Source organism: Bacillus sp. 220_BSPC, assembly GCF_001054655.1.
In the GTDB taxonomy this organism is placed as follows: Bacteria; Bacillota; Bacilli; order Bacillales; family DSM-1321; genus Peribacillus; species Peribacillus frigoritolerans.
Genome location: NZ_JVPL01000120.1, coordinates 26442 through 49986, shown reverse-complemented (window position 1 = coordinate 49986; position 23545 = coordinate 26442). Strand labels below are relative to the sequence as shown.

Sequence of the window (23545 nt, the reverse complement as noted above, 5' to 3'; positions counted from 1 at the left end):
ACGATATGCATATTTGCATAGTTTTAGAGTGATTTTTTTTAAAAAATGCGTTTTTATTGGTTAATTAACTTGGCATGGTTCTTGCTTGATTAGTAAGTATAAGAAAAAAGGGAGGTAAGCATCAAAGTTTCATAAAAAAAGCAAACTTAATTAACCCATCAACTAAAGCTATAAAAAAAGGAGATTATAAAATGTCAATTAACGTAGAAAGTAAAAACACTCAAGCTAACCAATCAGCAACTCAAGATTATATTAAAAAGGTGCTTCAATTAATCGAGCAAAAAGAAATTTCAAAAGAAGATGCACAGTGGGTAACAAGAGAAACGGTCGAGAATTTCCGTAACCATGTAAACCCTGGATTTTTGGAATATCGGAAGACGGTCACTAAAGACACACAATTCGCTTCGGTGGAGTGGTCTGATCAAGATTCCTGTTTTACGGATGTAAATGGAAAAAAATATATTGATTGTTTAGGTGGCTTTGGTATTTATAATGTTGGCCATCGTAACCCTAAAGTAGTAAAGGCCGTAACCGATCAATTGCAAAGACAAGCCCTTCATAGCCAGGACTTGCTTGATCCATTACGTGCAATGCTTGCCAAGATCCTTGCTGAAATCACACCGGGAGATCTAAAATACTCATTCTTTACGAACAGCGGTACCGAGAGCGTGGAGGCTGCACTTAAGCTGGCTAAAATGTACAGTGACAAATACACGATCATTTCCACGACAAAATCATTTCATGGGAAAAGCCTTGGTTCCCTATCGGCAACGGCAAAGGGCATGTTCAGAAAACCGTTCATCCCGTTGGTACCAGGTGTGCGCCATGTACCATTCGGTGATGTGGATATGATGAGAAAAACGTTTGAAAGTTGTGCATTGGTCGGTGAAGATGTTGCTGCTGTGCTGTTGGAGCCTATTCAAGGTGAAGGAGGGGTCATTCTGCCTCCGCAAGATTATTTAAAGCAGGTTCGTGCATTATGTGACGAATATGATGCGTTATTGATCTTGGATGAAGTGCAAACAGGAATGGGACGGACAGGTAAAATGTTCGCTTCTGAGCTATATGATGTTGTTCCGGACATTATTTGTTTAGCGAAAGCATTTGGTGGCGGAGTAATGCCAGCAGGCGCGGTTGTAGCCAATGAAAAAGTATTTAAAAGCTGGTTCGACAATCCATTCATGCATACTACGACATTTGGCGGAAATCCACTAGCTTGTGCTGCGGCAATTGCTACGATCGACGTACTTTTGGAAGAAAACTTACCGCAGCGTGCTGCAGAAGTTGGAGAATACTTCTTAAATGGGTTAAGGGAAGTGGCTGCTGAGCACAAAGATAAGGTGCTGGAAATCCGCGGCCAAGGTTTAATGATCGGTATTGAATTCCATAAAGATGAAGTGGGTTATGAATTCTCAAAAGCCCTTTTTGATAAAGGCATCTTGGTGGCAGGTACGCTTATTAATTCCAAAACAATCAGGATCGAGCCGTCATTGACTATTAAGCTGGATGAAGTCGATACAGTCATTAAAGCGTTTAAAGAAGTCTTGCCGACGCTTCAATCTTAATTAAAAGAGCAGAAAAACAGCCTTTGGGCTGATTCAGACTGTAGATAAAAAGGTTTCGGAATGGTATCATTCCGAAACCTTTTTGAATTTGTAGCAGTTTTAGAGATTGATGAACTCTCCAAGGTCATTGTTTCGACCATTCCCACCCTTCGTCAAGTCCAGGTGGCCATCTTCTTTACATCAATGGCAGCCTCCATTTTACTAGTCAAATAGTTCACTGCACCAGGTGGTCTAAAGTAAACATTTCAAGCTGATCAAAGGTATCCTCATCACCTCGAGCTTTCATCCTTAAATAAGGAGCTTATCTTCCTGTTAACACAAAGTTGATTGGAACGGAACTTACGGGACTCCTGCGGGAAAGCGGGGCCAAGGGAGACCCCCGCAGGCGCTAATGGCGCCGAGGGCGGACCTTCCGTGGAAAGCGAGTGCCCTACATTCCAATCAACGGTCAAATTTTAAACACCTTAAAAAACGGTCGGCAAACTCAATTATTATCGAGTTTGTTTATAAATTGAAACAGTCTTTGCGCTGTTTTTTGTTGCTTGGAGGAGGGAATAATTACATATTTCTCTTTATATAACTGGATCTCAGAAATTTTTTTTCACGAGAACGAGTAAGGAATTACACAGAGTGGACAAGGATTTAATTCCTTTAACGTAATTTGGTATGTTATAATAATTTCTGGAAAAAGGAGTGATGAAGATATGACACCTGCCCTGCAAAAAATGTGGATATCCTTTATAGCTATGGGCTTTATGGTTATCTCTATATTTCTAATCTACTTAAGCCGCTATAAATTAAAAGGTTTTTGGAGAGTCTTGACAGCAATTATCGCATACATACTTATGATTCTGGCCGGCTTGATCATCCTTATCGTTGTACTTAGCGGGCCAACCACTTGATAGGTGAGGAGAAATGATGAGAAATTTTTTCAAAATATTATGTTTATTATGCATCTCTGTATCATTAGCTGGCTGCTTATATCCGGAGAAGCAAAAAATGCAAAACCAACTGCCTTATAAAGAGCAATTACAATCCGTCCAAAGTGCAGTGGATCAATTTCAGAAAGATGAAGGCGGCATACTGCCGATAGTTACTAAAGATGCAGGGACACCGATTTATCAAAAATATGTCATAAAATTTTCTAAGATTTCGCCGAGGTATATGGCTGAACCGCCGGACAATGCCTTTGAATCAGGGGGTGTCTTTCAATACATCCTCGTAAATGTTGAAAAAGACCCGACTGTAAAGCTGTTGGATGTCAGAATGGCGCAGAAGATTCAGGATGTTTCCTTGAGATTGACTGCCTATCAGCAAAGCAACGGATACCCGCCGTTTAAGGAAAGGTTATCCGATAATGTCTTCACGCTTGATTATGAAAAGATGGGCCTGAAGGAAGCTCCGACGGTCACGAGTCCATTTTCACAAAAAGATTTATACCTTGTAGTCGATGGTCAAGGCAGCATTTTTGTTGATTATACCCCGGATTTACTTGAGGCATTGAAGAAGCATGAGGGGAAAATCAAGCAAGGTGAAGATATCCGGGAACTGCTGGTGCAGAGTACGGATTTCGTCCCTGCCTATTCGTTACCATATACAATTGATGAAAAAACAAATACTCCAATATTTCTTACAAAATAGGCATAACCCTTCTTCTGCAAAATATATTGTAGGGGAAGGGTTATTTCTTTTATCTTTATTTCATCTTACTTTTAAAATAACAACCCTTATATAAAAATTTCTGGTGGAGGAAGGGATTGAACCAGGGAAATAAATGGAATAAATTTTTAGGACAACATCATAGATATATATTGTCCTAAATAAATGCAAATGGATAAACGAAATCCCAAAACTCTAATTCGGGAGGGGATACCTTGGAAAAGGTAGATATTTTTAAAGATATAGCTGAACGGACCGGTGGCGATATATACTTGGGGGTGGTCGGTGCCGTCAGGACTGGAAAATCCACATTTATTAAAAAATTCATGGAGCTAGTCGTCATTCCGAATATACCGTCTGAGGCGGACCGTGCCAGGGCGCAGGATGAATTGCCTCAAAGTGCTGCCGGAAAGACGATCATGACGACGGAACCCAAATTCGTACCGAACCAGGCAGCATCGATTCAAGTAGCTGAAGGTCTCGACGTGAACATCCGTTTAGTCGATTGTGTCGGTTATACAATACCCGGGGCAAAAGGGTATGAAGATGAAAATGGTCCCCGCATGATTCACACGCCTTGGTATGAAGAGCCGATTCCGTTCAATGAAGCTGCCGAGATCGGCACTCGCAAAGTAATTCAGGATCATTCCACATTAGGCGTGGTCGTTACGACGGATGGTTCGATAGGAGAAATCCCGCGAAGTGATTATTTAGAGGCCGAGGAAAGGGTCGTCGAAGAATTGAAGGAGGTTGGCAAGCCATTTATCATGATTGTCAATTCCGTTCAGCCTCACCACCCGAATACGGTAGCACTGAGGGAATCCTTGCAGGAAAAGTATGATATCCCCGTATTGGCCATGAGTGTCGAAGGAATGCGGGAATCGGATGTTTACAGCGTACTGCGCGAGGCCTTGTACGAATTTCCTGTTCTCGAGGTAAATGTTAATCTCCCGAGCTGGGTAATGGTTCTGCGCGAGGATCATTGGTTAAGGGAAAGTTACCAGGAAGCGGTTAAAGAGACCGTCAAGGACATTAAGCGCCTGAGGGATGTTGACCGTGTAGTCGGTCATTTCAATGAATTTGAGTTCATTGACCGTGCAGCGCTTGCAGGCATTGAGATGGGGCAGGGGGTTGCAGAAATAGACCTATACGCTCCGGATGAACTCTATGATGATATTCTGAAGGAAATTGTCGGTGTGGAGATTCGGGGCAAGGATCATCTGTTATCATTGATGCAGGACTTTGCGTATGCGAAAGCAGAATATGATCAGGTGGCCGATGCATTGAGAATGGTTAAACAAACTGGATATGGTGTCGCAGCCCCATCCCTTAACGATATGAGTCTTGATGAACCGGAAATCATCCGCCAGGGAGCCAGGTTCGGTGTCAGGCTAAAAGCCGTAGCTCCTTCCATCCATATGATCAAGGTCGATGTCGAATCCGAGTTCTCGCCAATCATCGGTACGGAAAAGCAAAGTGAGGAATTAGTACGGTATCTGATGCAGGATTTCGAAGACAATCCACTTTCCATTTGGAACTCCGATATTTTTGGAAGAAGCCTAAGTTCCTACGTAAGGGAAGGCATACAGGTGAAATTAGCAATGATGCCAGACAATGCACGCTATAAATTGAAAGAAACACTTGAGAGGATTATTAATGAGGGCAGTGGCGGCTTGATTGCCATCATCTTATAGAAAACGTTTAAGGCTGGACCAACTCCATTTATGGATTGGTCTTTTTACATGAAGGAAATGGCAGGATCGCAAGAAAAATATCATTTATGAACGCTAATATTTGAATTAACCTGCTGTTTTTTAGTATAATCATGAAAAAACCCTGTGGTTAAGCGATTTTCAGCAATATAATAAGTTTAATTTCTATAAAAAAGGGAAATGATGAATAGCGAAAGACAAAATTTATAATATATACAATTATTAATGAAAAGATTCCCATTATTTTTTGAATTCCCTTGCTAAGCTTATAGGATTTGTGATAATCTACATACAGAAAACGCGTTATAACAGCGATTTCAACCTATTTATACATTTCTGGATGAATAATTTGGAAATTAAACCGGCTTGGTAATCCCTGATTGTCAGGGAATGAAAATTTTTTGACCGAAGCTAATATCAAATCACTATTATAGTGTTGTAATAATGATTTTTTATAAAGATTCCTTTTGGGAGGAGGTGAATGGCATGAACAAAACAGAATTAATTAATGAAGTTGTTACAGCAACTGAAATTTCTAAGAAAGACGCTACAAAAGCTGTTGATGCTGTTTTTGATACAATCTTAGAAGCTCTAAAAAACGGTGATAAAGTCCAATTGATTGGTTTTGGTAACTTTGAAGTTCGTGAACGTGCGGCTCGTAAAGGCCGTAACCCACAAACTGGTGACGAAATCGAAATTGCAGCTAGCAAAGTGCCAGCTTTCAAACCCGGTAAAGCGCTGAAAGATGCAGTGAAGTAATTCTACCATTACATACGGGTGCTTAACCGAAAAGGGCCGCGTGAAAACGCGGTCCTTTTTTTGCTTCTTAATTTCCATCTGTGATAATATAAAAGACAGTGAATATTTTAGAAACGCTTCAGATGGTAATTCTGTAACAAGAAAATATCCATCCGAAACCGCTTCCGGCGAAACTGCCTTTAATGGAATTCAATCTATGGGTAATCGGTAGCTTTAATAATTGCAATTATGGATTTCCGGGTGCAACGCGCTTTGGTTTTTTTATCTAATACATAATATTATTGATTTTTTAGGAGGTACAAAAAATGGCTAATGTTGATCATGCCAAATTAGAAGAAGCGGTTAAAATGCTTCTCGAGGCTGTAGGGGAAGACCCAACGAGGGAAGGACTGCTGGATACTCCTGCTCGTGTAGCCAGAATGTATGAAGAAATTTTTTCTGGACTTAATCAGGATCCAAAGGAATATTTCGATACTGTTTTTGGGGAGGACCATGAAGAACTCGTACTTGTAAAGGATATTCCGTTTTACTCGGTATGTGAACATCATTTAGTCCCTTTTTACGGGAAAGCCCATGTAGCATATATTCCGAAAAACGGAAAAGTGACTGGTTTAAGCAAATTGGCACGGGCGGTTGAGGCAGTATCGAAGCGTCCGCAGCTTCAAGAGCGCATCACTTCTACAGTTGCAGACTCGATAATGGAAAAGCTCGAGCCTCATGGTGTAATGGTTGTAGTAGAGGCTGAACATATGTGCATGACCATGCGAGGCGTAAAAAAACCCGGCTCTAAAACAGTGACTTCAGCTGTAAGGGGAACGTTTGCGAAGGATCACCGTACGAGAGCTGAAGTACTGGCATTCATTAAAGACTAAGGATATGGGGGCAGGAAAAAATGAATGATAAAAAGATTCTGAATGATTTTGTCGTAATCAAAGCCATTGAGGATAGTGTGAATGTCATCGGGTTGACAAGGGGAACGGACACCAAGTTTCACCACTCCGAAAAACTGGACTCAGGAGAGGTGATGATCGCACAATTCACGGAGCATACCTCGGCAATTAAAATCAGGGGCCATGCAAAGGTCTATACTCCATTCGGAGAGATAGAAAGTGATTCCAAAAAGAATTCACCTGACAAATGATCGTTTCTCAATGCTTGGTTCATTATAAATCAATCACCTGATATCGCGTTTAACAAGCTGTAAATTTCCCGCATCCATTTTTTTGAAGAGCAAAAGTCGATGATTTCCTTGTTTTTGGAAGTTTCATTTTATAAACGTTGACCATTTCATCTGATTGTTTTTATGGTATAATAATGTGTATTTTACACAGACAGAAACCAATATGTATGAAAAAAATTATCTTTCGGGGATGCAAGGGTGATCTCAATTGTTAAACATTACGGACGACATAAGGCAATTAAAACGATTAATAGAAACGAAAGCTCAACATCCATATTTGTTGAAGTATATACAAAAGCCAAGCTTGGACGAAGATAAACTGATGTTGCTTTGGGGATTGTTTAACGATTTGGACGTTACAAGCGAAAAACGGAATCAATACATCATTTCAACCATGTTAGTGCAAATAGCTCTGGATACCCATGAAATCGTCTCGAATTCGGGTGAAGGAATCGAGTCGCCCGAGGTATTGAAAAATCGTCAATTACAAGTGCTTGCCGGTGATTACTATAGCGGCTTATATTATCAAGGGCTTGCCAGTGTAGGTAATGTTGATATGATCCGTATCCTTTCAAGCGCGATAAAAAAAATAAATGATAATAAAATCATTCTATACCAACAAGGATCGATTCATGATGTACCAACGCTTTTAATGACGGTAAAAGCGATAGAGGCTTCGCTGATTCAGAAACTGGCGGATTACTATAATGAGCCTGCCTGGATAGAAATATCGGAAGACCTGCTGCTTTTAAAACGGTTGCATGCCGAGAAGAGCAGTTATATGAAGTCGGGGGAATCAATAGTTTTTGATGTCCTAAGGGAAATGCCTTTTGATGACTCGACCGGTGGGGATGTTCCCATTTCGGATAAGGAAGAACAGGTACGCACCCGATTCGACAAGTGCCTGAGGGATGCCAGGCAATCCGTAGAGCGCTCGATGCGGAAGCTGGCAAAGTTGGATGATGAACTACTGGAAAGAGTGAAGGCCATCTTGGAACAAACAGAGAGTATGGCAAATTCATATGTGAAAGAAGGGTGAATCATGGAGCAGTCTAAAGAGCAAAAAGTTCATCATGTCTTTGAAAAGATTTACGGAAATTATGACAAGATGAATTCCCTCATCAGCTTTAAACAGCATCTTAAATGGCGGAAGGCTACAATGGCCATCATGAATGTCCCAAAAGGCGCCCATGCACTGGATGTATGCTGTGGAACAGCGGACTGGACCATTGCCCTTGCTAATGAAGTAGGACCAGAAGGAAAGGTTGTTGGTCTGGATTTTAGTAAAAACATGCTGAAAATCGGCGAACAAAAGGTGAAGGAACTCAATCTGGATCAAGTTTCCCTAATGCATGGGAATGCAATGGAACTTCCTTTTGAGGATAATAGCTTTGACTATGTCACGATCGGTTTCGGGCTGCGGAATGTCCCTGATTACATGAAGGTGCTTAAAGAGTTAAACCGTGTAGCGAAGCCAGGTGGTATGGTCGTTTGCCTGGATACGTCACAGCCAACGATGCTAGGCTTTAAACAGGGCTATTATTTTTATTTCCGTTTCATCATGCCCATGTTCGGCAAATTATTCGCAAAAAGCTATAGTGAATACTCATGGCTGCAGGAATCGGCTCGAGATTTCCCAGGCATGAAAAAGCTTGAAAACATGTTTAAGCAGGCAGGAATGGAAAATGTCAGTTATAAAGCCCATTTCGGTGGGGTAGCAGCAACACATTTCGGGTACAAGCCTTCAAAATAAGCAGAATAGCAATGGACAAAGCTGGGTGGAATGTATGAAATTTAAAATGATGTATTCATTTTTGAATGCAGATTTGCAATTAATAGAAAAAGAACTGGAAGCCGCAATTGAAGCGGATTCCACGGTTTTAAGGGAAGCTTCCCTGCATTTACTGCAATCCGGTGGAAAACGGATCCGTCCGGTATTCGTCCTATTGGGTGCGAAGTTTGGCAACTATGATATTCATGTCGTAAAGCATGTCGCAGCGACTTTGGAACTGATCCATACGGCTTCCCTTGTACATGATGATGTTGTGGATGATGCGGATTTACGCAGGGGGTCGGCTACCATCAAGTCGAAATGGGATAATCGTGTCGCCATGTACACAGGCGACTTCATTTTTGCTCGTGCACTGGAAATGATGGCGGTCATCGAGTCTCCGCTTGCGCATCAAATTCTCGCTGATACCATGGTTGAACTATGTCTTGGGGAAATTGAACAAATTAAAGATAAGTATAATTTCGAACAGAATTGGCGGATATATTTTAGACGGATCAAACGGAAAACGGCATTGCTCATTGCATCCAGCTGCCAGTTGGGAGCCATTTCAGCAGGTGTTGACGAGGGGATTCACGAAAAGCTATTTAAATTCGGATATTATGTCGGTATGTCCTATCAAATCACCGATGATATATTGGATTTTACGGCGTCGGAAGAAGAACTTGGTAAACCGGCCGGGAGTGATTTGATTCAAGGTAATATCACTTTACCCGTTTTGATCGCTATGGAGGATCCAAAGTTAAAAAAGCTTATCGAAACTGTTCGGGAAGATACGCCAAAAGATGAAATGTCCCATATAATCAATGCGATAAAAACTTCCGGTGCCATTGAACAGGCAGCGAGGATCAGTGATATGTATTTAGAAAAAGCTTTTACTGAGTTGAAAGGTCTTCCTGCCATTAAAGCTAGAAAAACTTTATCGGATATCGCGAAAAATATCGGAAAAAGAAAGTTTTGATAATGGGAGTTGCGAAACTCATCAAACAATGGTAATATTCTAAAAGTATTGCCTTATATAGGCAAATAACAATGATACATATTAGGAGTGACATTCATGGAAAGAACATTTTTAATGGTAAAGCCTGACGGCGTTCAACGCAATTTAATCGGTGAAATCGTTTCCCGTTTCGAAAAGAAAGGCTTCCTTCTTGCAGGAGCAAAATTAATGGTCATTTCTCAAGAATTGGCTGAGCAACATTATGGCGAGCACAAAGAACGTCCTTTCTTTGGCGAATTAGTGGACTTCATTACTTCAGGTCCTGTCTTCGCAATGGTTTGGGAAGGCGAAAATGTAATCGCTACAGCACGTCAAATGATGGGTGCTACTAACCCTAAAGATGCAGCAGCAGCAACAATTCGTGGCGATTTTGCCGTAACTGTCGGCAAAAACATCATTCACGGATCTGATTCAGCTGAAAGCGCTGTACGTGAAATCGGTTTATTCTTCAAAGAAGAAGAACTTGTTGAGTATTCTAAACTTGTAAACGAGTGGGTTTATTAATTAGTACTCATCACTATATAGGAAGCGGGTTCCATCGTCATTATGCGATGGAACCCGTTTTTTTTGCATTGCTTTTTAAGCTTCCCGGCATGGTAAGGAATTATTGCAGTTTAAAGAAAATATGGCACTCTCCGATATATAAAGGGAAGGACCACTTAAAATAATTATGTGCAGGGGAGTCGTAGGAATGCCTCAAGAATATGAAGAGTTTATTCGCAATATCAAGACGTTGACAGGCATTGATTTGGCATTATATAAGGAAGGGCAAATGAAAAGGCGACTGACATCTCTATATGAAAAAAGAGGATATCATTCATTTCGTGAATACTATAAAGACATTCAAACCAACTCCGAAGTTTTAAATGAGTTTCTGGATAGAATGACAATCAATGTCTCCGAATTTTATCGAAATGCGAAAAGATGGGAAGTGTTGGAGCGGAAAATCCTTCCTGGGTTATTAGCAAGCAAAAAAAAGTTGAAGATTTGGAGCGCGGCCTGTTCAACTGGTGAGGAACCATACACGCTTGCCATGATTTTATCCAATCTGGTTCCACTTAGCCAGATAGAGATATTGGCGACGGATCTGGATGAAAATGTGTTGGCGCGAGCGAAATTGGGGATGTATCCTGAGCGTTCCTTAAATGAAGTGCCTGAAGAAATCAAAAGGAAATACTTTGAAAAAAAAGCGGATTTTTATCGTGTCGATGAAGAAATCAAGAGAAGGGTAACATTTAAAAAGCAAAACCTTCTCGCTGATCGATTTGAACAAGGGTTCGATTTAATCATTTGCCGCAATGTGCTAATTTATTTCACGGAAGAAGCGAAAAATTTGTTATATGAAAATTTCAGTGCATCATTAAGGAGCGGCGGGGTTTTTTTTGTAGGAAGTACAGAGCAAATATTCACCCCTGGAAAATATCAATTTGAAACGATCGACACATTTTTTTATAAGAAAAAGTAAATACTTTTAAAAAAGGGACTGATTCTGCTCATGGGCGTTCAGTCCTTTTCGTTTGTCGAGTTATAGTAAATCCAACAGAATTCTGATTTGAAAGATTAAACTATATCGAAAATGTTTAAGTACTTGTAAAATAGAGTGAAAAGTGATTAAATTCAAACAATATGGTTTTTACGTTTTACATATACCCACATTTCATAAAATTGTGGTATATTGATACATATACACTTTAAAGTGCTAAAAGGGGGCTGGAAGATGAGATATTTAACAGCGGGAGAATCACATGGTCCGCAACTGACTACTATCATTGAAGGATTACCGGCGGGAATGCCGATTTCGAATGAGGATATCAATCAAGAATTGGGACGCCGGCAAAAAGGGCATGGACGTGGAAGAAGGATGCAGATCGAGAAAGATCAGGCTTTTATTTCTTCAGGAATCAGACATGGCTACACTCTCGGTTCACCGGTTGCTTTGGTGGTCGAGAACGATGATTGGAAACATTGGACAAAGATTATGGGAAGTGAAGGGCTTTCAGAAGAGGAAGCTGAAGAAATTAAACGTAAAATCACCCGGCCTCGTCCTGGTCATGCCGACTTGAACGGCGGGATTAAATATGGGCACCGCGATTTGAGAAATGTTCTGGAACGATCTTCAGCCCGTGAAACGACAGTAAGGGTGGCAGCAGGTTCTGTCGCAAAAAAACTTTTGTCTTTATTGGGGATTGAAGTGGCATCGCATGTTTTGGAAATTGGCGGAGTGAAGGCAGAACCGCCAAAATATGAAACGATCCAGCAATTGCAACAAGTAACAGAAGAATCTTCCGTTAGATGTTTCGACAAAAACGTTGAGCAGCAGATGAAGGATGCAATTGATGAAGCGAAACAAAAAGGTGATTCCATCGGCGGAATCGTCGAAGTCATTGTAGAAGGAATGCCGGTGGGAGTGGGAAGTTATGTGCATTATGACCGTAAGCTTGATGCAAAACTAGCCGCAGCGATAATGAGCATCAATGCATTCAAAGGTGTGGAAATAGGTCTAGGATTTGAAGCGGCCCATCTATTCGGCAGTGATGTCCATGATGAAATCGCATGGGATGAAGAACAGGGTTATTACCGGAAAACCAATCGCCTTGGCGGTTTTGAAGGCGGTATGACAACTGGAATGCCGATAGTTGTACGCGGTGTGATGAAGCCGATCCCCACTTTATATAAACCTTTGAAAAGTGTTGATATCGATACGAAGGAAGTGTTTGAAGCAAGTGTCGAGCGTTCCGATAGTTGTGCGGTCCCTGCAGCAGCAGTGGTAGCTGAGGCGGTAGTGGCATGGGAACTGGCGGCTGCCATCGTTGATCAATTCCCTTCAGATCGTTATGAGCAATTAGCAGAGTACATAAGATCATATCGGGAAGAAGTAAAGGGGTTTTAAATCATGGAATCCATTCAAATTAAAACGGCTTCCAAGCAATACCCGGTTTTAATTGGCAAGAAGGCAATCAATGAATTGCCCGAATTAATAACACGTGAACTGAATCATCTAAACAAGATTCTGATCATAACTGATGAGAAAGTGGCGGCACTTCATTTGCAGACCGTGAAGGACGCCCTGCTCAAGACGGGAAAACCGGTCTTGCATCATGTAGTGCCAGAAGGGGAGCATGCTAAAACATTCGATGTGTTTTATGAATGCCAAAGCTTCTGCTTATCCCAACAGATTAATCGCAAGTCATTGATCATCGCCCTTGGCGGCGGTGCAGTCGGTGACTTGGCCGGATTCGTTGCAGCTACTTTTATGAGAGGGATTCCATTTATACAGGTTCCGACGACTTTGCTTGCCCACGATAGTGCAGTGGGCGGCAAGGTTGCCATCAATCACCCGCTAGGGAAAAATATGATTGGGGCCTTTCATCAGCCTGAAGCGGTCATTTATGATCTGGAATTTTTAAAGACTCTGCCACTTAAAGAATTAAGGTCAGGTTTTGCAGAAGTCATTAAACATTCCTTGATAGCAGATAATGAGCTTTATCTATGGTTAAAGTCGAATATTGTTGATTTGAATGATATAACGGATGAGCAATTCCTTACCATGATTACAAAAGGGATTGGCATTAAAGCTAAAATTGTCGAAGAGGATGAGAAGGAAAACGGCATTCGTGCCTTTTTGAATTTTGGTCATACGCTTGGACATGCAGTGGAAGGTTCAATGGGATACGGAAACTTTACGCATGGGGAATCGATTTTAATCGGGATGGTATATGCACTTAAATTAAGCAGAAAGAAAGTGGATCTCGATTTTAAACTGGATGAGTTTATTGACTGGGTTTCTTCTTTAGGTTATCAAATAACCATTCCAACCCGACTTGAACATGCAATGCTGCTTGAATTAATGAAAACAGACAAAAAATCGGTCAATGATGCAGCTACCTTTGTCCTGCTAAACGAAGTGGGGTCACCGCTATTAATGGATATAGCCGACTCTGAGCTGATAGAGGAAATGACGGAGATGATTTAGAGTTCAGGAGAAGGGGGACTATGTGTGATAAGAGGAATAAGGGGTGCCACTACAGTAGAAAGAGACACAGAAATGGAAGTGATTTCTGCTGTCGAAAAGTTGATGGCCGAGATCATTCAGGTCAATGAAATTGATCCCGATATGGTAGCTTCTGTATTTTTTTCTGCTACGGAAGAGATTCGTTCTGTCTTCCCTGCCAAAGCCTTGAGGAAATTCGAAGGCTGGACTTATGTACCGGTTACATGCATGAAAGAAATACCGGTGAGCAATTCCTTGCCATTTTGCATCCGGGTTATGATCCACGTAAATACGACAAAATCTCAAAAAGAGATACAGCATGTTTACCAGGCAGGGGCTACCGTATTACGGCCAGATTTGACAAAGCGGATATAAGATGATTATAAATCTATGAATATGATATACTATTCTCACACTTTCTTACTTTAAAGTGATAAAAATATAGAGGTGATTGACATGAAATGGAATGAAGCGGTCCTTTCCTTGAAGTCTTATCAACCGGGAAAATCCACTGATGAAGTGAAAAAATTATACGGGTTGGAAAAAATCACGAAATTAGCTTCAAATGAAAATCCTTTTGGCTGTTCGGAAAAGGTCAAGGAATCCGTTAGGAATTCAACCCATTCGTTTGCCATCTATCCAGATGGATATGCAACGATGCTAAGGGAAGCTGTTGCGAAACATACAGGTGTGAAAGAAACTCAGCTTATTTTTGGAAATGGATCTGATGAGAACATTCAAATCATCTCCAGGAGTCTATTGGGAGCTGGAAAGAATACGGTCATGGCAACAGGCACTTTTTCGCAGTATCGCCATAATGCCACGCTAGAAGGAGCGGAAATCAGGGAAGTTCCTCATATTGACGGTGCTCATGATCTAGAAGGAATGCTTAAAGTAATAGATGATGAAACAGCGGTTGTCTGGCTTTGTACACCGAATAATCCAACAGGTAAATACATTTCGGAACAGGACTTATTATCGTTCATCGAAAAAGTGCCGGAAGATGTTCTTATCGTTTTGGATGAAGCTTATTGTGAATATGCAAACGCTGAGGATTACCCGAGAACGAATCAATGGATTAATAAATATAAAAATTTGATCATACTCCGGACTTTCTCGAAAATTTATGGACTTGCCAGTTTTAGGGTAGGGTACGGTTTGGCGGATGAGGATATCATCCAGAAATTAGATCCATCACGGGAACCATTCAATGTGAACACATTTGCACAGAATATCGCTATCGTCGCTTTGGAAGATCAGGCCTTCATTGAAAAATGCAAGGAAGAAAATCAAAAAGGGTTAAAGCAGTACTATGAATTTTGCAATAAGGAAAATTTGGCTTATTATCCGTCACAAGGTAATTTCATCTTTATCCATTTTAAACAGGATGCCGATGTGGTATTTCAATATTTGCTTGAGCGCGGCTTCATCGCAAGGTCGGGGAAATCTTTCGGTTTTCCAAACAGCCTGAGGGTGACGATTGGTTCTACGGAAGAAAATGAAGGAATGATCCATGCTATTAAAGCTTTTTTGAATGAAGTTGAGGCACCTTCTGATTCGCTGCTTTAACGTTTCATCAAACCTAGAGGAGCATAAAAGATGCGGGGGAGAGAAGAGTGAAGGGTAAGGTTTTTGTAATAGGTTTAGGTCTAATAGGCGGATCACTGGCCATGGCTGTACGCCATGCACATCCTGAAGCCGTGATTGTTGGTATGGACCTAAGTGAAAAGAATATTCAACTATCGATGCTATTGGGGATCATTGATGATTCTGTATCATCTTTGGAAGCGGGAGCATGTGAAGCTGATTTGATTCTACTTGCTGTGCCTGTCAATGAAACCGTGAAGATTTTAGCTCAATTGGCTGATATGGATTTAAAAAGTGAGGTCCTCATATCTGATGCAGGAAGTACGAAGGATACAGTCGTTAAGGCAGCGAAACCATTGATAGATAAAGGGGTGGCCTTCATCGGGGGGCACCCTATGGCTGGTTCCCATAAGAGCGGCGCTGCGGCAGCCAAATTACATTTATTCGAACATGCATTTTATTTGCTAACTCCCGGGGATTCCATCAAAGAAGAAAAGGTTGAGCAGCTGAAAGGGTGGCTGCAGGGGACAAGAGCTAACTTTCTTATTGTTAGTCCTGCCACACATGATAAGCTGACTGGGGTCATTAGTCATTTTCCGCATATTGTCGCATCGGGGCTCGTTAAGCAGGCAGAAAATTACAGTAAGGAAAACAAGTTGATTTCAAGGCTCGCAGCAGGTGGATTCCGGGATATTACCAGAATCGCCTCAAGCAGTCCGGAAATGTGGCGTGACATTTTGTTACATAACCGGGAAGTGCTGCTTGAATTAATGAATGATTGGCTGAATGAAATGGAGCATATAAAAGGTCTGGTTGCGAATGAAGATAGTGAAGAAATCCTTCGATTCTTTACCGATGCCAAGATTTTCAGGGATGATTTGCCGACACATGCGAAAGGCGCCATACCAGCGTTTTATGATTTATATATCGATATACCGGATTATGCCGGAATAATTTCTGAGATTACCGGATATTTGGCACAAGAAGGTATCAGCATTACAAACATAAGGATCATTGAAACCAGGGAAGAGATATACGGTGTGCTGGTCATCAGTTTCCAAACGGATGTTGATCGCATAAAAGCTGCGGAGTGTATTTCAAGACATACAGATTATGAAACGATCCTGGCATAATAATATAGGGAAGGATGGTTTTATGAATACTAAAAAATTACAAACGAACATTCAAACATTGCGTGGTTCGATTGCCATACCTGGAGATAAGTCGATCTCCCATCGTTCGATAATGTTTGGAGCCCTTGCCGAAGGGGAAACGACAGTAACTAATTTTCTTCCAGGAGCTGATTGTTTAAGTACGATTTCCTGTTTTAAGCAGCTAGGAGTCCATATTGAACAAGATGGCCAGCACGTCAAAATTGAAGGCAAAGGTTTTAATGGATTAAAGGAACCTGAATCAGTACTGGATGTCGGAAATTCTGGTACCACGATCAGGTTAATGATGGGCATATTGGCAGGACAGGATTTTTCAGCCGTTTTGGCAGGTGACGAATCGATAGCCAAACGTCCAATGACCCGGGTAGTAAACCCTCTTCGTCAGATGGGAGCAGCCATTGATGGCCGAAAAGGAGCAGAATATACTCCCCTCGCCATAAGAGGAGGCAAATTACAAGGGTTTCGCTACGAATTGCCTGTAGCGAGTGCACAGGTGAAATCTGCGATAATCTTGGCTGGTTTACAGGCAGAAGGTGAAACGATCATTATCGAACCGGAAGAGACCCGTGATCATACAGAACGAATGATCCAGGAGTTTGGCGGAAAAATCGAAAAAGACGGCCAAACGATTAAAGTAAGCGGAAATCAAGTCTTCAAAGGGACGAACATCCATGTGCCGGGTGATATTTCTTCGGCAGCTTTCTTCATGGTGGCTGCAGCGATTACGGAAAATAGTGAAGTGGTATTAAAGAATGTGGGCCTTAATTCGACAAGGACTGGAATCATCGAAGTCATGAAATCGATGGGTGCTGATATCACGATAGAGAAGAAGACGAGCGAGGGCGAACCTGCAGGTGACATCACGGTCAGAAGCTCCCGATTAAAAGGAACGACCATCAGCGGTGATTTAATTCCCCGTCTCATCGATGAAATACCGGTAATTGCACTTCTGGCGACACAGGCAGAAGGGGTAACGACAATCAAGGATGCAGCAGAATTAAAAGTGAAAGAGACGAATCGAATTGATACTGTTGCAAATGAGCTTTCCATCCTGGGGGCAGATATAACCCCGACAGCAGACGGATTGATCATCAAAGGCCGTAAAGCCCTGAATGGAGGTACGGTTACAAGCCATGGGGATCATCGTATCGGGATGATGCTTGCTGTAGCGGCTTTGATAACGGATGGGGAAGTGGAACTTGCCGACCCTGATGCCATCGATGTATCGTATCCACAATTTTTTGGGCATTTGACGCAATTGATAAAGTAAATATAAAAAAAGTTTACATACCTTATTTGGTCTGTAAACTTTTTTTAAATGCTCAAAAGTGTTGAAAGCGCTAACATCAGGGCTATTTTGTATCTGTATTGATCATGAAAATAATGAAAAAGGGGTTCATGATCAAAAAGGAGATTTACCACAGCGTGGAGAATTAACTAGTAACCTTTTTTTAATGAGAATGGGAGGGGACTTCATCGATGGAATACAAGGCTGCAGTATGGTAAACTAATGAATACTGTTTACTATGCATCTCACGATTACATGGTATTTTGTTCTTAATGGCAGAATATGTTACATTATGGCGTGAATGTGTATGACTAGGGACCAAGTCTATCATGCAAAAGGAAGGATTCAACAATGAACACAGTGGAACAAGTTATACAGCATTTAAAAAAAGGGGAATTAACAGAAGCTCTTAAACATATAAATCGAATTAAATCATCAGAGTCAGCAGAGGACATTTTATTGCTGGCCGAAGAAATGCTCCAGCTTGGCTTTGCGGAAGAGGCAAAGGATCTTTTTGAACATCTGCTGCAACTCTATCCCGATGAAGGAGAATTGATTGTTTCGTTGGCGGAAATCCTGATTGATATGGACCAGGAAGATGAAGCGATGCTGATGCTTGAAAAAGTAAGTGCAGATGATGAAGTATATCCAAGTGCTTTGCTTTTGGAAGCGGACCTTTATCAATTACAGGGGATGGATGAGGTCAGCGAACGGAAATTACTGCAGGCTAAGGAAATGCTTCCAGATGAGATCATCATTGATTTTGCGCTAGCTGAACTGTTCTTTCATCAAGGCAGGGATCAGGAAGCCATTGCAAATTACATAAAGGTTTTGGAACAGGAACAAGAAATCGCTGGTGTTAATGTCAATCAGAGGCTTGCTGAAGCATTAAGCAGCTCGGGCAAGTTCGAGGAGGCCCTTCCGCACTTTGAGAAGGTCTTGAAGGATGGACTTGAAATCAATACTTTATTTGAATATGCATTTACAGCTTTTCAGGCAGGTCTTTATGAGACAGCCGTACGAAAGTTTATTGAACTGAAAGAATTAGATCATGAATATCATTCACTATATTTGTACCTGGCAAAGAGTTATGAACATCTTGAAGATCTCGAAAATGCCTTGAAAACGGTCAAAGAAGGAATCAAGGCTGATGAATTCAATAAGGAACTTTACTTCTTCGGTGGTAAAATAGCCTTGAAAAGCGGTCTTGACGAAGAGGCTGAAAATCTATTTAAAGAAGCACTTGCCATTGATCCGGGATATCTGGAAGCTGCACTCACCCTTTTGAAATTGTATATGCACCAAGAAAGGTATGAAGATGTATTGGAGTGTATAGGTGAAGTAAGGCGATATGGAGAGGATGATCCTCAGTTTGACTGGATAGCTGCTGTATCTTATCAACATACCGAACAATTTAAAGAGTCATTAACCAGCTATCATAAAGCATATAATTCATTCAAGAGCAATCAAGATTTCCTTGAAGATTATGGTTTCTTTTTAATTGAAGAAGGAGACAGAGCCACATCTAGAGAAGTATTTAATAAGCTGCTTGAGATGAATCCGGCGAATGATGAGTATGCAATGATTTTGGAGCGGCTAGGTGAAAACACAGAGGAAATGTAGATAAGTGAAACAAAACTAAATCAAGACAGAGGAGGGAATTCATGGTGGCTGCCCCTGTTTCTGTGAATGAGAAGAAGGATTTTATTCGGTGGTTCTTAAATCATTATCAACTGAAACGAAGAGAATGCGTGTGGATATTGAATTACTTAATGAGTCATGATCAACTGATGAAAAAGGTTCATTTTGTAGAAAATGCACAATATTGCCCACGTGGACTGATTATGTCGACACATTGTGTGGATGAGGTCCCTTTCAGGTTCTATAAGTCCAATATCATGACGACCGATGCAGAGAAATCTTTTCATGATATCCGTTTAAATCGGGATGAAGACATTTATATTCAGCTTAATTTTAAATCGTCTTACTCTTCCTATCAATATGCAGCGGTACTCGAGCACAATCCCTTCATGCCGAAATCGACGGCATCGAATGAAAAAGATCAGCTGCTAGCTGAACAATTTTTAGAAAGAAGCATGTTGTATTTTCAAAGGGACCGTCTGCTTAAGGAAATCGATGAAGCGCTTGATAAGCATGATGAACAAGCATTTAAGGATTTAACCGAACAATTGAATCAATTGAAAGTACTTGGATGAAATAAATTGACCTTTCCGTAATCAGGAAAGGTTTTTATTTTTTATAAAACATTGATAAAATCCACATTTTTGTAAAGACTATGGGTATATGGTAAAGATGTTATAAAAATAATGGTAAAATGATAAGGAGTTGATTCAAAAAATCGGGAGTGAAGAAAAAACATGAAGTGGACAGCAAAAGATCTTGACATGTATATGCAGTCAAAAGAGTATGTGGATACCGTTTTGATTCCTTTGGTTCCCCTATCTTTTAAAGGGCAAATGAAACAAACGGGCTCAATGAATGAATTTCTTACCATTTTAAGCTTGGAAATTGAAAAGCAGATGAAAGGTAGAATTCTTTTATTGCCGACATTTCATTATTTAAGTGATGAAATGGATAAGGTTGAACGGTTAAAGCGTTGGGCCAATGAAGTGAAAGAAAATAATTTCGAGCATGTTTTCTTTCTTACATCGGACTTCGAGTGGAAAAAAGAAGAACGGGAATTAGAGAATAATTTAGTATGGATTCCTGCCATTCCCTTGGAAGGGCTTGAAATTGACCAAGCAAGGGAAATGATTAACCAGCAAGTTCTCCAAATCCTTGATATTTTCTCTTATAATTGGAAAAATGAAAAAAAGTAGGATTTTTCGCATTATTTGACACATAGTTGCCACCTTTTGGGTTTTACAAATATTGACCTTGGTAAATTATTGAGATATCATGGAAATGTCCTAGTTTTATAGTGTCGCTATTTATTGGTCCTTTGGGCTCTCAGTATAGTAATAGAGGGGGGGAAAATGCATGAGCAAGCATAATGTTTCACGACGTCAATTCCTTAATTACACACTTACTGGCGTTGGTGGATTTATGGCGGCCGGTATGTTGATGCCTATGGTTAGGTTTGCAATTGATCCTGTATTATCAGCTGATAAAGGCGGGGATTACGTTGCAACTAAGCAGAAGGTAGGTGATCTGACTACCGAACCGACCCGTGTCGACTTTAGTTTTAAACAGGTCGATGGGTGGTATGAGTCTGAAGAAACAAATACAGCTTGGGTTTACAAAACGGATGATGGTAAGATCGTTGCTTTATCTCCAATCTGTAAACATTTAGGCTGTACGGTAGGGTGGAATACGGATAAGACTAATCCGAATCAATTTTTCTGTCCTTGCCATTATGGCAGGTATACGAAAGATGGGATTAATGTGAAAGGGACACCGCCGGTTTCACCATTGGATGTCTTTGACACGAAAGAAAAAGATGGAATACTTTATTTGGGTCAACTAAAACCGCACGGGGAGGCGTAAACATTGCTAACAAAGTTATATGACTGGGTGGACGAGCGTTTAGATATTACGCCGTTATGGCGGGATATTGCTGACCATGAGGTTCCTGAACATGTTAACCCCGCACATCATTTTTCCGCATTCGTATATTGTTTTGGTGGGTTAACTTTCTTTATTACGGTCATCCAAATCTTGTCAGGCATGTTCTTGACGATGTACTATGTCCCGGACATTAAAAACGCTTGGGAATCTGTTTATTATTTGCAAAATGAAGTTGCCTTCGGTCAAATTGTCCGTGGTATGCATCACTGGGGAGCAAGTCTAGTTATCGTTATGATGTTTTTACATACTCTTCGTGTCTTCTTCCAGGGAGCTTACAAAAAACCGCGTGAATTGAACTGGATGGTCGGCGTATTGATTTTCTTCATCATGCTGGCATTAGGCTTGACTGGTTATTTATTGCCATGGGATATGAAAGCGCTATTCGCAACGAAAGTTACGTTGACAATTGTCGAATCGGTACCGTTGATGGGACCGGCACTCAAGACATTGATAGCAGGAGATCCAACCATCGTTGGAGCACAGACATTGACACGATTCTTTGCAATTCATGTATTCTTCCTGCCTGCAGCATTATTTGCATTACTAGCGGCTCATTTCCTGATGATCCGAAAACAAGGAATTTCAGGTCCACTATAAAAGAATGGTGAACCAAGAACCAAAAAAACCTTTTCATAAAGGAGGGGAATTGTTCTATGCATCGTGGGAAAGGTATGAAATTCGTAGGTGACTCGCGTATCTCCGCGAACCGTAAACCGAATATTCCGAAAGATTATTCAGAATATCCTGGGAAAACTGAAGCATTTTGGCCTAATTTCCTTTTAAAAGAATGGATGGTAGGAGCTGTATTTCTTGTAGGGTATCTTTGCCTGACAATCGCACATCCGTCACCATTGGAAAGGATAGCAGATCCTACAGATACAGCGTACATTCCGCTGCCAGACTGGTATTTCCTATTCCTTTACCAATTACTTAAGTATACTTATGCTTCAGGTCCTTATAATGCAATCGGGGCCCTGGTAATACCTGGTTTGGCTTTCGGAGCGTTGCTCCTGGCACCTTTTTTAGATCGTGGTCCAGAGCGGAGCCCGGCAAAACGTCCTTTTGCTGTAGGCTTCATGCTATTGGCAATTGCCGGCGTATTCTATTTGACATGGGAGTCTGCAGCCCACCATGATTGGGAAGCTTCCAAGAAACAAGGAGCGATCGTGGAAGGTGCAGACATTGATAAAGAGAGCGATGGGTATAAACTGATGGATTCCAGTGGCTGTATTAGCTGTCACGGAGCAGAGTTAACTGGTGGAGCAGGAGCGCCAAGCTTAATTGACACAGGCTTAAGTCCAGAAGAAATCTCTAAAATCGCAGTCAAAGGCCAGGGTGCCATGCCAGCTGGCATGTTCAAGGGTACAGATGAAGAATTGGCAACATTAGCTGAATTTGTATCTGGCTTATCGACAAAGTAATATAGCCATCAACATCAATTTCTTTCATAGGCTGTAAATGAAGCTGACGACTACGGTTGTCGGCTTTTTTATTGGTAAATTGAAGCGTATATGAGAAGAAATTGAAATGAATACTTGGTTTTCTGGTTGATGGCCTGTAAAATGAATATACTTGAGAATGTAAGTGAGGGTAAAAGAATGAATGTTATTTACAGTTTGCTTGCAAGCCGGCAAATGCTCGCTTTGTTATTATTAATAAATATATTCGGTACTGCCTATGGATATTATTGGTACGGTAGTCAATTGGAAAACACTCCGGCGATTTTTTTGGCATTTGTACCGGACAGCCCGACAGCTAGCCTGTTCTTTGTATTTGTTTTATTGGGGTTCCTGTTAAGAAGGAATTTCGGACTTATGGAAGCGTTGGCAATCATGACACTATTCAAATATGGAATATGGGCGGTTGCAATGAATTTGATGACCTTCTTGACAACCGGTTCATTGCCATGGGAAGGTTATATGTTAATGGCTTCTCATTTGGGGATGGCGATACAAGGGGTATTATATGCACCATTTTATCGAATAAAACCTTGGCATTTGATAGTGGCTGCGATTTGGACCATACATAATGACATAATCGATTATGTTTTTGAAATGATGCCAATTTATCGTGATTTATTGGTATATATGAATTCGATAGGTTATTTCACTTTTTGGCTCAGTATACTATCCATTTTTGTCGGCTGGTACTTTGGATATAGAAAAAAGCGGACCACCCTATCCATCATCCATTAAAAAGTTAACTCTAAATACAGCTTTGTAAAAGCAGGGTTAACTTTTTTATGTTGAACGAGG

At 41.0% G+C, this 23545-nt stretch carries 26 protein-coding genes; all 26 read left to right on the top strand.

The window, feature by feature from the left end:
* The first annotated feature begins 191 nt into the window (after window positions 1-191).
* The 26 genes from ADA55_RS07970 (at window position 192) to ADA55_RS07850 (ending at window position 23485) form a co-directional block, all read left to right on the top strand.
* Complete coding sequence (locus ADA55_RS07970; protein WP_048681701.1) at window positions 192-1565, top strand: putrescine aminotransferase; 1374 nt, start codon at window positions 192-194, stop codon at window positions 1563-1565.
* 60 nt (window positions 1566-1625) lie between these two features.
* Window positions 1626-1778, top strand: coding sequence for a hypothetical protein (locus tag ADA55_RS29255; RefSeq protein WP_153246109.1), 153 nt, complete (start codon window positions 1626-1628; stop codon window positions 1776-1778).
* Window positions 1779-2269: 491 nt separating this feature from the next.
* The gene (locus ADA55_RS07965; protein ID WP_048681698.1) at window positions 2270-2467 is read left to right on the top strand and encodes a DUF2768 domain-containing protein; all 198 of its coding nucleotides are present in this window, start codon (window positions 2270-2272) and stop codon (window positions 2465-2467) included.
* Between the two features lie 13 nt (window positions 2468-2480).
* Window positions 2481-3206 (top strand): hypothetical protein, encoded by a 726-nt coding sequence (locus ADA55_RS07960; RefSeq protein ID WP_105718769.1) that lies wholly within the window; start codon window positions 2481-2483, stop codon window positions 3204-3206.
* Window positions 3207-3439: 233 nt separating this feature from the next.
* A complete protein-coding gene (spoIVA, locus tag ADA55_RS07955) occupies window positions 3440-4918 on the top strand; it encodes a stage IV sporulation protein A (protein WP_034308024.1) in 1479 nt (492 codons plus the stop codon).
* Window positions 4919-5422: 504 nt separating this feature from the next.
* Window positions 5423-5695 carry an HU family DNA-binding protein gene (locus ADA55_RS07950; RefSeq protein ID WP_034308023.1) on the top strand — a complete coding sequence of 91 codons (273 nt, stop codon included), beginning with the start codon at window positions 5423-5425 and terminating at the stop codon, window positions 5693-5695.
* Between the two features lie 305 nt (window positions 5696-6000).
* The gene (gene folE / locus ADA55_RS07945; RefSeq protein WP_034308020.1) at window positions 6001-6567 is read left to right on the top strand and encodes a GTP cyclohydrolase I FolE; all 567 of its coding nucleotides are present in this window, start codon (window positions 6001-6003) and stop codon (window positions 6565-6567) included.
* A 20-nt stretch (window positions 6568-6587) separates the two neighbouring features.
* Complete coding sequence (mtrB, locus tag ADA55_RS07940) at window positions 6588-6836, top strand: trp RNA-binding attenuation protein MtrB (RefSeq protein WP_034308017.1); 249 nt, start codon at window positions 6588-6590, stop codon at window positions 6834-6836.
* Between the two features lie 247 nt (window positions 6837-7083).
* Window positions 7084-7914 carry a heptaprenyl diphosphate synthase component 1 gene (locus ADA55_RS07935; protein WP_048681690.1) on the top strand — a complete coding sequence of 277 codons (831 nt, stop codon included), beginning with the start codon at window positions 7084-7086 and terminating at the stop codon, window positions 7912-7914.
* 3 nt (window positions 7915-7917) lie between these two features.
* Window positions 7918-8628, top strand: coding sequence for a demethylmenaquinone methyltransferase (locus tag ADA55_RS07930; protein ID WP_034308012.1), 711 nt, complete (start codon window positions 7918-7920; stop codon window positions 8626-8628).
* Between the two features lie 34 nt (window positions 8629-8662).
* Complete coding sequence (gene hepT / locus ADA55_RS07925; RefSeq protein ID WP_048681687.1) at window positions 8663-9625, top strand: heptaprenyl diphosphate synthase component II; 963 nt, start codon at window positions 8663-8665, stop codon at window positions 9623-9625.
* A 96-nt stretch (window positions 9626-9721) separates the two neighbouring features.
* Entirely contained in the window at window positions 9722-10168 is a 447-nt protein-coding gene (ndk, locus tag ADA55_RS07920) for a nucleoside-diphosphate kinase (protein WP_034308008.1), read from the top strand.
* 187 nt (window positions 10169-10355) lie between these two features.
* Window positions 10356-11129, top strand: a complete 774-nt coding sequence (locus tag ADA55_RS07915; RefSeq protein ID WP_048681682.1) for a CheR family methyltransferase — start codon at window positions 10356-10358, stop codon at window positions 11127-11129.
* 252 nt (window positions 11130-11381) lie between these two features.
* Window positions 11382-12554, top strand: a complete 1173-nt coding sequence (gene aroC, locus ADA55_RS07910) for a chorismate synthase (RefSeq protein ID WP_034308003.1) — start codon at window positions 11382-11384, stop codon at window positions 12552-12554.
* A 3-nt stretch (window positions 12555-12557) separates the two neighbouring features.
* Entirely contained in the window at window positions 12558-13637 is a 1080-nt protein-coding gene (gene aroB / locus ADA55_RS07905) for a 3-dehydroquinate synthase (RefSeq protein WP_048681678.1), read from the top strand.
* Window positions 13638-13661: 24 nt separating this feature from the next.
* Entirely contained in the window at window positions 13662-14030 is a 369-nt protein-coding gene (gene aroH / locus ADA55_RS07900; RefSeq protein WP_048681675.1) for a chorismate mutase, read from the top strand.
* A gap of 81 nt (window positions 14031-14111) precedes the next feature.
* The gene (gene hisC, locus ADA55_RS07895; RefSeq protein ID WP_048681673.1) at window positions 14112-15224 is read left to right on the top strand and encodes a histidinol-phosphate transaminase; all 1113 of its coding nucleotides are present in this window, start codon (window positions 14112-14114) and stop codon (window positions 15222-15224) included.
* Between the two features lie 47 nt (window positions 15225-15271).
* Window positions 15272-16375, top strand: a complete 1104-nt coding sequence (locus tag ADA55_RS07890) for a prephenate dehydrogenase (protein ID WP_048681669.1) — start codon at window positions 15272-15274, stop codon at window positions 16373-16375.
* 22 nt (window positions 16376-16397) lie between these two features.
* Complete coding sequence (gene aroA / locus ADA55_RS07885) at window positions 16398-17684, top strand: 3-phosphoshikimate 1-carboxyvinyltransferase (protein WP_048681667.1); 1287 nt, start codon at window positions 16398-16400, stop codon at window positions 17682-17684.
* Between the two features lie 369 nt (window positions 17685-18053).
* Window positions 18054-19325: a tetratricopeptide repeat protein gene (locus tag ADA55_RS07880; RefSeq protein ID WP_048681666.1), complete on the top strand. Its 1272-nt coding sequence runs from the start codon at window positions 18054-18056 to the stop codon at window positions 19323-19325.
* Between the two features lie 41 nt (window positions 19326-19366).
* Window positions 19367-19918, top strand: a complete 552-nt coding sequence (locus tag ADA55_RS07875) for a ReoY family proteolytic degradation factor (RefSeq protein WP_034307987.1) — start codon at window positions 19367-19369, stop codon at window positions 19916-19918.
* Window positions 19919-20080: 162 nt separating this feature from the next.
* Window positions 20081-20542: a YpiF family protein gene (locus tag ADA55_RS07870; RefSeq protein WP_048681663.1), complete on the top strand. Its 462-nt coding sequence runs from the start codon at window positions 20081-20083 to the stop codon at window positions 20540-20542.
* Between the two features lie 160 nt (window positions 20543-20702).
* On the top strand, window positions 20703-21209 hold the full coding sequence (locus tag ADA55_RS07865) for a ubiquinol-cytochrome c reductase iron-sulfur subunit (protein WP_048681654.1): 507 nt from the start codon (window positions 20703-20705) through the stop codon (window positions 21207-21209).
* 3 nt (window positions 21210-21212) lie between these two features.
* Window positions 21213-21887 (top strand): menaquinol-cytochrome c reductase cytochrome b subunit, encoded by a 675-nt coding sequence (qcrB, locus tag ADA55_RS07860; protein WP_034307974.1) that lies wholly within the window; start codon window positions 21213-21215, stop codon window positions 21885-21887.
* A gap of 56 nt (window positions 21888-21943) precedes the next feature.
* Window positions 21944-22711, top strand: coding sequence for a menaquinol-cytochrome c reductase cytochrome b/c subunit (locus ADA55_RS07855; RefSeq protein WP_048681651.1), 768 nt, complete (start codon window positions 21944-21946; stop codon window positions 22709-22711).
* Window positions 22712-22888: 177 nt separating this feature from the next.
* Entirely contained in the window at window positions 22889-23485 is a 597-nt protein-coding gene (locus tag ADA55_RS07850; protein WP_048681648.1) for a DUF1405 domain-containing protein, read from the top strand.
* The last annotated feature ends 60 nt before the right edge of the window (window positions 23486-23545 follow it).